We start from the raw sequence: 14,040 nt of genomic DNA on the forward strand, positions 1-14,040 counted from the left end.
CGGCCGGCGCTTAGCGCCTGCCCCGCTGGGTGCAAGAGGTATGTCGCAGGAACCGTGCCAACTTTCACCCGGCGTTCATTCTCGACGCCGGGCGAGGCCGGCCTGACCTAGAATTCCGCCCCCGGACACGCGTCCGGACCGCATCCGACGAACCCCGATGAGCCAGAACTTCTACCAGTACGACGTGATCGTGGTTGGCGGCGGCCACGCCGGCACCGAGGCCGCGCTCGCCTCGGCGCGCGCCGGCGCGCGCACGCTGCTGCTGACGCATTCGGTGGAAACCGTAGGCGCGATGAGCTGCAACCCGGCCATCGGCGGCATCGGCAAGGGCCATCTGGTCAAGGAAATCGACGCCCTCGGCGGCGTCATGGCGAAGGCCGCGGACGCCGCGGGCATCCAGTGGCGCCGACTCAACGCGAGCAAGGGCCCGGCCGTGCGCGCCACGCGCTGCCAGGCCGATCGCGCGCTGTACCGCGCCTTCATCCGACGCGCCGTGGAAAGCCAGCCGAACCTGACGCTGTTCCAGGCAGCGGTGGACGACATCGCGTTCGACCACGGCAAGGTCACCGGCGTGGTCACGCAGACCGGTTTGCGCTTCGACGCGCCCGCCGTCGTGCTGACCGCCGGAACGTTCCTCGCCGGCAAGGTGCACGTCGGACAGACGACCTACGCCGCCGGCCGCGCCGGCGATCCGCCCGCCGTCGCGCTCGCGCACAAGCTGCGCGAAGGCCCGTTCGTGGTCGATCGCCTCAAGACCGGCACGCCGCCGCGCATCGACGGCCGCACGCTGGACTACTCGGTGATGGAGGAACAGCCCGGCGACGATCCGCGCCCGGTGATGTCCTTCATGGGCTCCACCGCCGACCATCCGCGCCAGGTGTCGTGCTGGATCACCCACACCAGCGAGCGCACGCACGAGATCATCCGCGGCGCGCTCGACCGTTCGCCGCTGTACACCGGCCAGATCGAAGGCATTGGTCCGCGCTACTGCCCGTCGATCGAGGACAAGGTCGTGCGCTTCGCCGAGAAGGCGAGCCACCAGATCTTCGTCGAGCCCGAGGGCCTGGAGGTCGTCGAGATCTACCCGAACGGCATCTCGACCTCGCTGCCGTTCGACGTGCAGCTGGAGCTGGTGCGTTCGATCCGCGGCTTCGAGCAGGCGCACATCACGCGCCCGGGTTACGCGATCGAATACGACTTCTTCGATCCGCGCGGCCTGAAGACCACGCTGGAAACCAAGTCGGTCGGCGGCCTGTTCTTCGCCGGCCAGATCAACGGCACCACCGGCTACGAGGAAGCCGCCGCGCAGGGCCTGCTCGCCGGCGTGAACGCGGCGCGCTTCGTGCGCGGGCTGGACGGCTGGAGTCCGCGTCGCGACGAGGCCTACCTCGGCGTGCTGGTCGACGACCTGACCACGCACGGCACCAGCGAGCCGTACCGCATGTTCACCTCGCGCGCCGAATACCGCCTGCAGCTGCGCGAGGACAACGCCGACCTGCGCCTGACGCCGGTCGGCCGCGAGCTGGGCCTGGTCGACGACGCGCGCTGGTCGCGCTTCGACGCCAAGCGCGAGGCGATCGCCCGCGAGAACGCGCGTCTGGCCGGCATCTGGACCGCGCCGACCAACGCGCTCGGCCGCGAAGCGATGGACGTGCTGGGCATCGAGATCAGCCGCGAAACCAGTGCGCTGGACCTGCTCAAGCGCCCGGAACTCGACTACGCGACGCTGATGGCGGTGCCGTCGCTGGGCCCGTCGGTCGACGACGCGGACGTGGCCGAACAGGTCGAGATCGGCGTGAAGTACGCCGGATACCTGGATCGCCAGCGCGAGGAGATCGCGCGCCAGCAGCGACACGAATCGACGCCGATTCCGGAGGGTTTCGACTACGCCGCGGTGCGCGGGCTGTCGGCCGAAGTGCAGCAGAAGCTCGAACGCGTCCGCCCGCAGACCGTCGGCCAGGCGCAGCGCATCCCCGGCATGACGCCGGCGGCGATCTCGCTGCTGCTGGTGCACCTGACTCGGGCGCGGCGCACGCGGGTGGCGTAGTCGCTGGCGGCGATCAGCCGTGTCCGCCCGATCGCCGCGACCACGGCAAGGGTAGAGACAGCGCGAACAGCGCGAAGTAGGCGAGACGGCTCGACCACGACTCCCGGCAGGCCGGTATGCCTTCACCCTCGTCCTGTGGACCCGCGAATGCGCCTTCGTCCAGATCGCGCACGAGTTCGCGCGCTTCATCGAACCGCTCCGCCGCGACCCTGACTTTCACGCCGCCGAGCGCCAGACGCCAATCCCAGAACATGAGCACGCTGTGCTCGTCCGCGAGCCACGCCGGGATGCCCTCGGCCTGGAGCCGTCCGCGCACGATATGAGCGAGCAGTGGATCGGAGTAGGCGGCGACGGTCCGGTACATTTGCGTCTGTCTTCCCCGTGATGGCCCGAGCGATGACCCGAATCACCGGCACAGTATGGCTGCTCACCGTGGTCCTCAGCGCATGCACGCCGACCGCGACGCCTCCGGCCACGAGCCCGGCCACCGAGCAGGCGCGCGCGCCACGGGCGACGTCGAAACCCTGGCCGCTGCCCGCCACCACCGCTCCCGCCGCGCAGCCCGACCTCGTGCGCGCACCGGACGGCAGCCTGCTGCTCTCCTGGGTGGAACATGCCGGTGACGAGCAGGGCGACGAAGCGCACACGCTGAAGTTCGCGCGCTTCGCGAACGGCACCTGGAGCGAACCGCGCGAGATCGCCCGCGGCGGCGACTGGTTCGTGAACTGGGCCGACACGCCGCACATCGCGGCCACGCCCGACGGCGCGTTGTGGGCGCACTGGCTGCGCAAGCGCGAGGGCGCGGGCTACGCGTACGACGTGGTGCTGGCGCGTTCGGGCGACGATGGCGCGAGCTGGTCCGCGCCCGTCGTCGTCAATACCGACGGCACGCCGACCGAGCATGGCTTCGTTTCGCTGTGGCCGGTCGGTGCGGATCGCCTGGGCGTGGCATGGCTGGATGGCCGCAACACCGGCGGTGGCGGGCATTCGGCGCATGGCGGCCACGCAGGCGCGGGCGCGAAGCACCCGCCCGGTGCGATGACGCTGCGCACGGCGGTGTTCGACACCTCGCTGCAACGCAGCGACGAGCGCGAACTCGACGCGATGACCTGCGACTGCTGCCAGACCGACGCCGCGCTGACCGCGCGCGGCCCGTTGCTGGTGTATCGCGGACGCACGCCGGCGGAAGTGCGCGACATCCTCGCCGTGCGCGGCGACGGCACGCAATGGCAGGCCGCCGCGCGCGTGCACGCCGACGACTGGACGATGCCGGCGTGTCCGGTCAACGGACCGGCGGTGGCGACGCGCGGTACGGACGCGATCGTCGCCTGGTACACCGGCGCGGGCGATGCGCCGTCGGTGAAGCTCGCGCACAGCCGCGGTGGCGGAGCGGACTTCGCCGCGCCGCTCGTGCTCGATCGCGGCATGGCGGTGCAGGGCCGCGTCGACACCGCTCTCGACGAACGCGCCGCATGGGCGTTGTGGATGAACGAGGACGCCGGCGGCCAGACGCTGCGCTTCGCCCGCTTCACGCCGGATCTCGCCCGCGAACTGCAGCGCGGCGACGTCGCCGAACTGCAGGGAAGAGGGCGCGGCACGGGGATGCCGAAGATCGCGCTCGTCGACGGAAGCGCGTTCATCGTCTGGACCGACGTGGTGGACGGCAAGCCGGGCCTGCACGGCGCGCGCTATGCGACGACGCCATGAACGTGCGGACGTACGACGGTGGTTGCCACTGCGGACGCATCGCGTTCGGGATGACGCTGTCGCAGCCCGAATCGGATTACACCCCGCGCGCCTGCGATTGCAGCTTCTGCCGCAAGCACGGCGCGGCGTGGTTGTCGGACGCGAACGGCACCCTGCGCGTGCGCCTGCGTGGCGAACCGCTGGTGTATCGGCAGGGATCGGCGCAGGCGGAGTTCATCGCGTGCGCGCACTGCGCGGTGCTGGTGCTGGTGCGTCATGAACACGATGGGCGCACGCACGCGGCGGTGAACGTGCGCGCGCTGGACGACGCGGAAGCGTTCGCGGCGGCGCAGGGCGCATCGCCGCAACGCCTTGGTGCGGATGAAAAACGCGAGCGATGGACGAAGCTGTGGTTCGCGGACGTGCGGGTCGTCGACGCGGACGATTAGCGGAGTCTCTACGTCATCATCCCGGCAGACGCTCCCTCCCCTGCGAATGCGGGGAGGGTTGGGGAGGGTGAATTGGCGCGCGGTGGCGCTGATTCGGGCTTGACGGCTCCCCGGGTGCGCTTCGCTTACCCGGGCTACAAGAGCTTCGTCGCAAGAGCGTAGTGGAGTTCCCTACGCCCCCGCCTCCAACGCAAACAACTGCAGATCCGCTTCCCCCATCCGCACCGTGTCGCGGAAGGTGAGGCCGATGCGCTCGAGCACCTTCACCGAAGGCGTGTTCCCCGGCGACACGATCGCCAGCAGGCGCGGCAGGCCGAGCGTACGCATCGCGTGATCGCGCACGGCGGTGCAGGCTTCCACCGCGTAGCCCTTCGACCAGTGGCGCGGCAGGAAGGCGTAGCCGATGTCGGCGTCGGGCAGCGTGTCGCGGCGGACGAGGCCGGCCATCCCGAGTGCCTCGCCGCTCTCCTTCGACTCCACCAGCCACAGGCCGTAGCCGTTGCGCGCGTAGCTCGCGCGCGGGGTGGCTTCGATGTAGTTCAATGCCGACGGCAGGTCGCGCACGCCGCGATCGCCGATGTTCGCCAGGAACGAAGGATCGGTCAGCAGTTCCAGGATGAACGGCGCATCGGCCGGTTCGATCTCGCGCAGTACCAGGCGTTGCGTTTGAAGCACCTGCATTGGTGGCGTCCCTTGCGGCGGTTCGTGTCGTTGCCGACGACGATCCCGCATCCCGGGCCGCAAGTCGAGTGCGGCCGTGCGGGTCACTTCTCCCTGCGCCAGTTGAGGGAGGCGCGGTTCTCCACCGTGCTCGATTCGATCTGCACGTCGAAGCCCTTGCGCAGCAGGTACTTCAGCATCAGCACCTGGCCGGTGCCCAGCAGCGACACGCCGTAGCCGACGTACAGGCGCGGCGAGATGTGCTTGCCGAAGCCGAGCACGCTGCCGCCCAGGGCGCGGCTGTCGCTGACGCCCGCATCGTCCAGGCCGAGCTTCGCGCCGAGCTGCGAGGCGATCAGGCTGCCGCCAGCCGACAGCGCGGCGCTGGCGGCGTTCACCTGGCGGCTTTCGTCGCTGCTCGCGCTGGCGAGCGGGCGGCCGAGGGTCAGGTACGCGAGCGCCTCGGACTGCGAGCTGGCCGGATCGGACCACACGTTCGCGGTGGGCGCGCTGGCCCGGCCGCGGATGTCGACGCCGGCGGTGACGTCGCCGATCACGCGTTCGGCGCGGATGTTGAGGATCGGGTCCGACACCGGCCCACCCGACCACGACAGCTCGCCGCGCGTGATGTCGAGCTTCTGCCCGTACGCCTTGTAGCGCCCGGCGACCTGCAGCTGGCCGTTCGCGGTCATCTCGCGGCCGGGGTGCGAACGCACGCGCATGCGCCCGCCGAGGCTGCCTTCCAGGCCGAAGCCGTTGAGTCGCACGTCCTCGCCGAGCACCAGCGACAGGTCCAGGTCGAGCGGCGACGCGGCGCTGGCTTCCGGGTCTTCCGGATCGAGCACCACCACGTCCGGCGACGCCGACACGCCCTGGTCGAGACGCTCCAGGTCGATGCGCGCCGACGGCACGGTGACGGTCCCGGTCACGGTGATCGGCTGGCCGGCGGCGTAACGCACCTGCACGTCGGGGCTGGCGACCGCATGCAGGTCGCGCGTGTCGGAGACCAGCACGTTCTCGCCGGTCGCGGTGAGCAGCAGCGGCGCGCTGGTGTCCTGCCAGTTGAGCGAGCCGTCCACGCGCAAGGTGCCTTCGCCCGAACGGATCTGCCCGGCGATGCGCGCCGTGCCATCGGGCAGCGCGTCCAGGCGCACGTCGCCGCCTTCGAGCACGATCGCCAGCGACGGGAGTTCGGTGCTGAACTGCGTCAGCCGCGCCTGCCCGCCCAGCTGTGGCCGCGCGCGCGTGCCGCCGAGGGTGATGCGCGCATCGAGCGTGCCCTTGGGTTCCATGATGTCGGGCGAGAACAGTTCCAGCCACACCAGCTCGGACGTGTTGACCGACACCTGCCCGGCGAGCGGCGCGTAATCGTCCCAACCCGTGGTGATGCGCGCATCGATGCGACCGCCGCTGTTGAAGGCGGTGGCGAGTTCGGCGTTGATTCGGCGCGGGTCGAACGTCGCCGCCAGGGTGAGGTTCTCGTAGCTCAGCACTTCACGCCGCGAGCGCTCGCTGTTCTTCAGGCCGCCGCCGCTCGATCGCACGTCGAGCCGGCCGCTCCACGCGTTGCCGACGGGGCGCATCTGGCCATCGAGCGAAATCTCCCCGCGGATCAGCCACGGCCGGCCGCCCTCGCGTTCGGGCAGGTACGGCACGACGAGGCTGAGCGGCAGCGCGTCGCCCTTCACCGCGACGCCTCGACGCGGCCAGTCGGCGCTGGCGCACAGCGAGCCGCCGCCGCTGCCGACGAAGCAGCTGTTGCTGAGCGAACCGTTGCGGCCATCCCAGCTGAAACGCGCCGCTTCGCGCAGGCGCCACGACGCGCCGCGCGTGGGCGTCAGTTCGAACGCGGACAGCGCGCCCTGCCACGCGTTGCCGCGCCTTGCGACGTTGCCCGCCAGCGACAGCGCGCCGATGTCGCCGCGCGCCTCGCCCTGCACCTGCAGGGCCTCGACCGAGCCGCGCGCATCCAGCGACACCGACGACAGCGGCAGGCCGACCTGCAATCCCGTCGCGCGCACCGCGAGGTCGCCGTTGCCGCGCTGCCACGGCAGGCGACCCTTCGCGGTGAGCGACTGCGCCTGGTAATCGCCGAACTTCAGGCCGCTGCCGGTGAGATCGACGGTGACGTCGGGCGCGTTGCGCGGGCCGCGCACCTGCGCCGTGCCGCGCAGTGTTCCGGCGCCGCCGGGCAGCAGGTCGGAGAGCACCAGCGGCGTCAGCTTCGCGTCGATGTCGAGCGTGTTCCCGACGGTGCCCTTCGCATCGATGCGGCTGCCGCCGAGCGTCAGCGCGACGTCGCCCCGGTACGTCGTCTGGCCGCCGGCCGTGCCCGCGCCGCGCATGGCGAAGTTCGCGTTGCCGCCGAGCGGCCGGTTGCGCAGTCGTCCGCCGAGACCGCTCGCGTTCGCGGTCACGTCGAGCCCGCCATCGGCGCGCGTGCTGCCCTGGGTGGCGATGCGGCCGTTGATCGAACCCTTGAAATCCGGCGCGAAATAGCCCGGATCGAAACCGGCGAGCGTCGCGTCGATGTCCCAGCCCAGCGACGGCGCCCAGGCGATGGTGCCGGTCCCGTCGAGCGTGCCGCTCGGCATGCGCGCCTGCAGGGTCTTGAGCGTCATGCGCTGGTCGTCGCCGCGGCCGTCGAACGCGACCGTGGCCTGCGTGCCGTCGCGGCGCAGCGTCGCGTTGCCGATTGCCGCCCACGATTGCATCGTGCCGGCGAAGCCGAGGTCCGCGTCGACGTCGATCGCGACCGTTTCGGTACGCGCGGCCGGCGGCGGTGCGGTGACCGTCTGCAGCTTGCGTGCGCTCACGCTCGCCGGCGGGTTGGTCGCGGCGCTCGCGGACGCGGCCGGCACCGTCGTTTCGCCGCCGAAGCGCAGGTTGCGCGCGTTCGCGGCGAAGCGGAACTTCGCGTTGCCGGTGTCGGTGAAGTCCGCCGTGCCGCGCAGGGTCGCGGTGCCGTCGAAGATGCGCAGTGCGAGCGGCTGCACGTCGAGCACCTGGTTCTCCACGCGCACCTTCGACGGCAGCACCGTGGCGACCAGATCGCCCTGCCGGAATTCGCCGCGCAGATCGGCCGCGCCGCCCACGCCGTCGGCACTGAAGCTGAAGACCAGCGGACGATCCTCGTCGTTCGCCTCCGCGCCGGTGAGCAGGCCGATGTCGAGTCCTTCCGCGTCCGCGTCGAGGCGCCACTTCGGCTGGTCGCGTCCGTGCAGGACGAGGCTCGCGCGCAGCGGTTGCGGCGTGTGGCCGGCGATCGCCACGTTCATCCGCGACAGATCGCCGCGCGCGACCAGCCCCACGCGTGCCGGCGTGCGGCCTTGCGCGGCGGGCAGCACGGCGCTCGCGGTGAGGTCGGTGCGGTAGTCCTCGCGCGGCACGTAATCGCCGTGCAGCTTGAAACGGCCGAGGTCGCTGTCGACGAACAGGCGTTCGACGTGCAGTTCGCCCTGGCGCGCGTCGAGGCCGCCGCGCAGCGTGCGCACGTCGATGAGCTTCTCACCCGCCTGCGTGAGCAGGAACCCATCGACGCGCACGTCGTCGGCCTGCAATTCCAGCGGCGGCGCGATTTCCGGCAACACCTCGGGCCAGCGCGGCAGTTCGAACGGCTCGTCGGATCTGGGGATTTCGAGCTTCGCATTGGCGATCTGCAACGCGTCCAGCCGCAGGCGCCTGCGGATGAGCGGACGGATCGCCGGATCCAGGTGCACGCGGTCGGCGGTGAAGACGATGCGCTCGTAGGTGAAGCGCACGCCGTTCATCGTCAGCGGGCCGGAGAGCGGGCCCTCGACGCTGCGCCACGACAGCGTCGCGGTTTCCGGCAGGCGCGAGACGATCTGCGCCAGCAGCAGGTCGCGACCGCCGATGCTGGTGAGCAGCCAGTACAGGAACACGCCCGCGAGCAGCGCGATGGCGACCGACACGATGCCGGCACGGATCGCCAGCCAGCGCATGCGCGCGAAGCGGCGCGCACGCAGCTCGGCGATGCGCGCTTCGCGCGGGTCCTGCGGGGTTTCGTTGGCGGGAGTGGGCTGGCTCATGCGCGCCTCACCAGGTCGCACCGATGTTCAGGTAGATCTCGTAATCCGAGTCCGGATCCTTCAGGCCGCGCGCGATGTCCACGCGTACCGGGCCCACCGGCGAACGCCAGCGCGCACCGACGCCGACGCCGGTGTGGATGTCGGGCGTGTCGTCGAACGCGTCGCCCGCATCGACGAATACCGCCATGCCCCACGGGCCGTTGTCGAAATAATGCTCGAATTCCGCCGAACCGGTGAGCACGTTCTTCGCGCCGAGCGCGTATTTCTTGCCGTCGCTGCCGATGGTGGACGGCCCGACTTCGCGGAAGCCATAACCGCGGATGCTGTTGTCGCCGCCGGCAAAGAAGCGCAGCGATGGCGGCATGTTCACCAGCGCGTTGGTGAAGGTGCCGCCGGCTTCGGCGCGCAGGATCAGGCGGTTGCTCTCGCCCATGCCCTGGTACCAGCGCGCCACGCCCCAGGCCTGGCCGAAGGTCGCGTCCGAACCCACGCCCTCCACGCCGCCGCGCACTTCCAGCGTCACGCCGATGCCGCGCCGGGGGAAGATGCGGTCGTCGGCGTCGACGTATTCGGCGCGCAGCGAGGGATACAGGAACGTCGCCGACTGGTACTGCACCGGCGTGTTCTCGTCGCCGTCGTCGTCGGCGACGTAGGCCCAGCGTTCGCGCAGCGCGTGCAGCGCGGCGATCGCGGTGAGGCGGCGGCTGATCTGGCCGCTGCGGCTGGCGACGACCTCGACCTTGCGCGTGTCCATGTAGTCGGTCTGTTCGTCGTAGTACTGCGCGCTGAAGGTGTACCAGCCGTCCAGCCACGCGAACGCGGGGATGCGGTACTGCGCGGTCGCGGTCTTGCGCTTGGACGCCCAGTCGATCTGGCCCAGCGCCTTGTGCCCGCGATCGTTGACGTAGCGCCGCTCCATGCCCAGCCGCACGCCGGGGCCGCTGTCGGTGCCGTAGCTCAGGCCCGCGGTGTAGATCGTGCGCTTGGCCGGGGTGAGGGTGACGGTCACCGGCACCTGGTTGTCCACCGCGTCCTCGGGACGCGGCTGGATCTCGATGCTGGAGAAGTAATCCAGCCGCGCGAGCGATTCGCGGAACCGGTCGAGCTTGCCCTGGTGGTAGTAGCTGCCCTGTTCCCAGTAGATCAGCTTGTCGAGGAGGCTGTCGCGGATGATCTCGTGCGGCGTCTGCTCGATCTCGATCGGCCCCATGTCGTAGCGGCCGCCGCTGCTCCACACCAGGTCGATGTCGGCGGCGCGCTCGGCGCGGGTGATCTCCACGCGGCGCGAGCTGAAATCCGCATCGAAATAGCCGCGCTCGGCGAGGCGGCGGGTGATCCGCGTCTTGCTCGCTTCGTAGAGCTGGTGGTCGAACACGTCGCCGGTCTGCGGGCGGAACGCGCCAAGGTCTTCCTTCAGGTAACGGTCGTCGCTGCCGTCGCCGATGATCGCGATGTCGGCGCGACGCACGCGCACGGGTTCGTCGAGCGTCACGGTGATGGTGACGGTCACGCCGGTGCTGCCGCTGCCTTCGCGCGCGACCTCGATCTTCGGCGAGTAGAAGCCGAACGGCTCCAGCGCTTCGCGCGTCTCGTCCTCGGCCTCGCGCACCAGGTATGCCAGACGACGGCCGGGCACGTCCTGGCCGATCACGTCCACCAGCGAAAGCGCGCCGCGCACGTTCGCGGTCTTGGTTTCGTCCAGGCCGTGGATGTCCACGCGCTTCACCGTCGCCGCGTGCGCCACGCCGGCGGTCGCAAGCAACAACGCGGCGATGGCCAGGACGCGGGGGAGGGTCGGCATGCGGGCAGGATAACCGGGGCGAACGACGGGGCTGGTTAACGGCGGGTTTAGGCCCGCGCGGATGCGGGCCCTGCGCCGCCGTGCGTCAGATCGACAGGTGTTCGATCGCCGCGACGCTGCCCAGCCGGTCGGACAGGCGCTTGAGCAGCGCGAGCCGGTTGTTGCGCACCGCCGCATCGTCGACGTTCACCATCACGCCGTCGAAGAACGCATCGACCTGCGGGCGCAGGCGCGCGAGGCGGCCGAGCGCGGTCACGTAATCGCGCGACTGGAGCAGCGGATCGGTGTCGGCGATGGCGCCGTCCACGGCCTGCGCGAGTTCGCGTTCGGCGTTCTCGGCGAACAGCGCGGCGTCGATGCCCGACGGCACTTCGCCTTCGACCTTCTTCAGGATGTTGCGGATGCGCTTGTTCGCCGCGGCGAGCGCCTGCGCCTCGGGGAGCTTGGCGAATTCGGCGATGGCGTTGAGGCGGTGGTCGAAGTCGGGCAGCGAATCGTGCGCGACGTTCTCCACCGCATCGAACTGCACCGACGCCACGCCGCGATCGGCGTAATAGCCGCGCAGGCGGTCGTAGACGAACTGGGTGATGTCGTAGCTGCCGATCTCGGCATGCTTCGCCGGCTGCAGCGTGAGCGCGCGTTCGATGAGGTCGTGCAGCAGCAGGTCGTGTCCGCCTTCCAGCAGCGTGCGCGCCAGGCCCAGCGCATTGCGGCGCAGCGCGAACGGATCCTTGTTGCCGGTCGGCTTCAGGCCCGCGGCGAAACCGCCGGCGAGCGTGTCCAGGCGTTCGGCGATGGCGAGCACCTGGCCGAGCTTCGACGGCGCGATGTCGTCGCCAGCGAAACGCGGCATGTAGGCCTCGTCGATCGCGTGGGCGATTTCCAGCGGTTCCTTTTCCACCGCCGCGTAGTAGCGGCCGGCGATGCCCTGCAGCTCGGGGAACTCGCCGACCAGGCGCGATTGCAGGTCGGCCTTCGACAGTTCGGCCGCGCGACGCGCCTGCGCCGGGTCCACGCCCACCTGCGCGGCGACGGCTTCGGCCAGCGCGGCCACGCGCGCGACCTTGTCGGCGATGGAGCCGAGCTTGTCCTGGTACTTCACGTTCGCCAGGCCGTCGTTCATCGACGCCAGGCCCTGCTTCATGTCTTCCACGAAGAAGAACTTCGCGTCGGAGAAGCGCGGGCGGATCACGCGCTCGTAGCCCTTGCGGACTTCGGCTTCGTCCTTGGATTCGATGTTGGCGATGCCGATGAAGTGCTCGCTCAGCTTGCCTTCGGCGTCGAGCACCGGGAAGAACTTCTGGTTCGCCTCCATCGTGGCGATGAGCGCCTCCTGCGGCACGGCAAGGAATTCGCGCTCGAAGCTGCAGCTCACGGCCTTCGGCCATTCGGTGAGGCCGTTCACCTCTTCGAGGATGCCGTCGTCGATGCGCGCCACGCCGCCGGCCGCGCGCGCCGCGTCGGTCACTTCCAGCACGATGCGCTCGCGGCGCTCGTCCGGATCGACCAGCACCTTCGCGCCGCGCAGCGATTCGACGTAATCGGCGGGCGTGGAGAACCACACCGGCTTGTCGTGCATGAAGCGATGGCCGCGGCTCATGCGGTCGGCACGGGTGCCGAACAGTTCGGCGTCCACCACGTCCTTGCCCAGCAGCATCACCAGCCAGTGCACCGGGCGCGCGAAGCCGTAGTCGTGATCGCCCCAGCGCATCGGCTTGGGAATCGGCATCGCGGCGATGGCGTCGCGCAGGATCTCCGGCAGCAGCGCGGCGGTGGTCGCACCGGGCTTCACGGAGCGATGCACGAACCGCTCGCCCTTGTTGTCGCTGGTCTTCTCCAGCGTCGTCCAGTCGATGCCGGCCTTCGCGGCGAAACCCTGCAGCGCCTTGGTCGGCTGGCCGTCGGCGTCGAGCGCGATGTTGAGGTAGGGGCCGAGCACTTCGGACTTCTGCTCCGGCTGCTCCAGCGCGACGCCCGGCAGGCGCACGGCAAGGCGGCGCGGCGTGTACAGCGGCTTGGCTTCATCGCGCTCGAAGGCGATGCCGCGCTTGGCCAGGCCGTCGAGGATGCCGTCGAAGAACGCCTGCGCCAGCGCGGGCAGCGCCTTGACGGGGAGCTCTTCTGTGCCGAGTTCGATCAGGAGGGGGAGTTGCTGCGACATCCGTAGCCTCAGGTTCTTGAGCCCTCCCCCTCAAGGGGAGGGTGGGGTGGGGATGGGGGCATGGGTGCGTCGCCGCGACACCATCCCCCACCCCAGTCCTCCCCTTGAAGGGAAGGGAGTTAAGAGCGGAACCGCGTTGCTCAGGCCGCTTCCGCGGCCTTCTTCAACGCCGGGAAACCCAGCTTCTCGCGCTGCGCGTAGTACGCCTCGGCCACGCCCTGCGCGATGCGGCGCACGCGCAGGATGTAGCGCTGGCGTTCGGTCACGCTGATCGCGCGGCGTGCATCGAGCAGGTTGAAGCTGTGGCTGGCCTTGCAGACCTGGTCGTACGCCGGCAGCGGCAGGCCGAGTTCGATCAGCTTCAGCGCTTCGGCTTCGCACGCGTCGAAACGGTGGAAGAGTTCGGCGACGTCGGCGTGCTCGAAGTTGTACGCGCTCTGCTCGACTTCGTTCTGGTGGTAGACATCGCCGTAGGTGACCGGCGTGCCGTCCGGGCCGTACGTCCAGATCAGGTCGTACACGTTGTCGACGTTCTGCAGGTACATGCACAGGCGTTCGAGACCGTAGGTGATCTCGCCCAGCACCGGGCGGCATTCCAGGCCGCCGGCCTGCTGGAAGTAGGTGAACTGCGTGACTTCCATGCCGTTGAGCCAGACTTCCCAGCCCAGCCCCCAGGCGCCGAGCGTCGGCGATTCCCAGTTGTCCTCGACCAGGCGCAGGTCATGCACCAGCGGGTCGACGCCGAGCGCCTTGAGCGAATCGAAGTACAGCTCGACGATGTTGTCCGGGCTGGGCTTCATCGCCACCTGGTACTGGTAGTACCGCTGCAGGCGGTTGGGGTTCTCGCCGTAGCGGCCGTCGGTGGGACGGCGGCAGGGCTGGACGTAGGCGGCATTCCACGGCTCCGGACCGAGCGCCCGCAGGAAGGTGGCCGGATGGAAGGTGCCGGCACCGACCTCCAGGTCGAGCGGCTGGATCAGCGTGCAGCCCTGGTCGGCCCAGTAGGCGTTCAGGCGCTGGATCAGTTCCTGGAAAGTCGGTCCCTGGAAGGTAGGTGCGGCCATGGTCTCGGTGGGGGTCCCGCAAAGCGGGTTAGTATAGCCGCGGGCCTTGATGCCGCTGGTTTTTTCGCACTTCCGCGGGGCGGCGGCGCGGCCCGCAACGCATCCCGCAATGCCTCCGCAGTG

Annotated in this window: 9 protein-coding genes; 3 read left to right on the top strand and 6 right to left on the bottom strand. The window is 70.1% G+C overall.

Annotated elements, in window-relative coordinates; translation table 11 throughout:
• The first annotated feature begins 157 nt into the window (after positions 1 to 157).
• Complete coding sequence (mnmG, locus tag AC3ANK_RS00185) at positions 158 to 2,047, top strand: tRNA uridine-5-carboxymethylaminomethyl(34) synthesis enzyme MnmG (protein WP_484171772.1); 1,890 nt, start codon at positions 158 to 160, stop codon at positions 2,045 to 2,047.
• A 13-nt stretch (positions 2,048 to 2,060) separates the two neighbouring features.
• On the opposite strand, the gene AC3ANK_RS00190 is transcribed toward mnmG, so the two are convergent.
• Entirely contained in the window at positions 2,061 to 2,411 is a 351-nt protein-coding gene (locus tag AC3ANK_RS00190) for a putative signal transducing protein (RefSeq protein WP_484171773.1), read from the bottom strand.
• 32 nt (positions 2,412 to 2,443) lie between these two features.
• On the opposite strand from AC3ANK_RS00190, the gene AC3ANK_RS00195 reads away from it, so the two are divergent.
• Together AC3ANK_RS00195 and AC3ANK_RS00200 are read left to right on the top strand one after the other, a co-directional pair.
• Positions 2,444 to 3,754: a sialidase family protein gene (locus AC3ANK_RS00195; protein ID WP_484171774.1), complete on the top strand. Its 1,311-nt coding sequence runs from the start codon at positions 2,444 to 2,446 to the stop codon at positions 3,752 to 3,754.
• Positions 3,751 to 4,182 (top strand): GFA family protein, encoded by a 432-nt coding sequence (locus AC3ANK_RS00200; protein WP_484171775.1) that lies wholly within the window; start codon positions 3,751 to 3,753, stop codon positions 4,180 to 4,182. Before AC3ANK_RS00195 ends, AC3ANK_RS00200 begins: the two co-directional genes overlap by 4 nt.
• 171 nt (positions 4,183 to 4,353) lie before the next feature.
• Here AC3ANK_RS00200 and AC3ANK_RS00205 read toward each other — a convergent pair whose 3' ends face one another.
• The 5 genes from AC3ANK_RS00205 to glyQ form a co-directional block, all read right to left on the bottom strand.
• Positions 4,354 to 4,863, bottom strand: a complete 510-nt coding sequence (locus AC3ANK_RS00205; protein WP_206861851.1) for a GNAT family N-acetyltransferase — start codon at positions 4,861 to 4,863, stop codon at positions 4,354 to 4,356.
• Between the two features lie 83 nt (positions 4,864 to 4,946).
• On the bottom strand, positions 4,947 to 8,891 hold the full coding sequence (locus AC3ANK_RS00210) for a translocation/assembly module TamB domain-containing protein (RefSeq protein ID WP_484171776.1): 3,945 nt from the start codon (positions 8,889 to 8,891) through the stop codon (positions 4,947 to 4,949).
• Positions 8,892 to 8,898: 7 nt separating this feature from the next.
• Positions 8,899 to 10,692: an autotransporter assembly complex protein TamA gene (locus AC3ANK_RS00215; protein WP_206861849.1), complete on the bottom strand. Its 1,794-nt coding sequence runs from the start codon at positions 10,690 to 10,692 to the stop codon at positions 8,899 to 8,901.
• Between the two features lie 85 nt (positions 10,693 to 10,777).
• Positions 10,778 to 12,853 (bottom strand): glycine--tRNA ligase subunit beta, encoded by a 2,076-nt coding sequence (gene glyS / locus AC3ANK_RS00220; RefSeq protein ID WP_484171777.1) that lies wholly within the window; start codon positions 12,851 to 12,853, stop codon positions 10,778 to 10,780.
• Between the two features lie 140 nt (positions 12,854 to 12,993).
• Positions 12,994 to 13,917, bottom strand: coding sequence for a glycine--tRNA ligase subunit alpha (gene glyQ, locus AC3ANK_RS00225; RefSeq protein ID WP_206861847.1), 924 nt, complete (start codon positions 13,915 to 13,917; stop codon positions 12,994 to 12,996).
• Positions 13,918 to 14,040 lie beyond the last annotated feature (123 nt).

Source organism: Lysobacter sp. SCRH-1R (genome assembly GCF_057747855.1).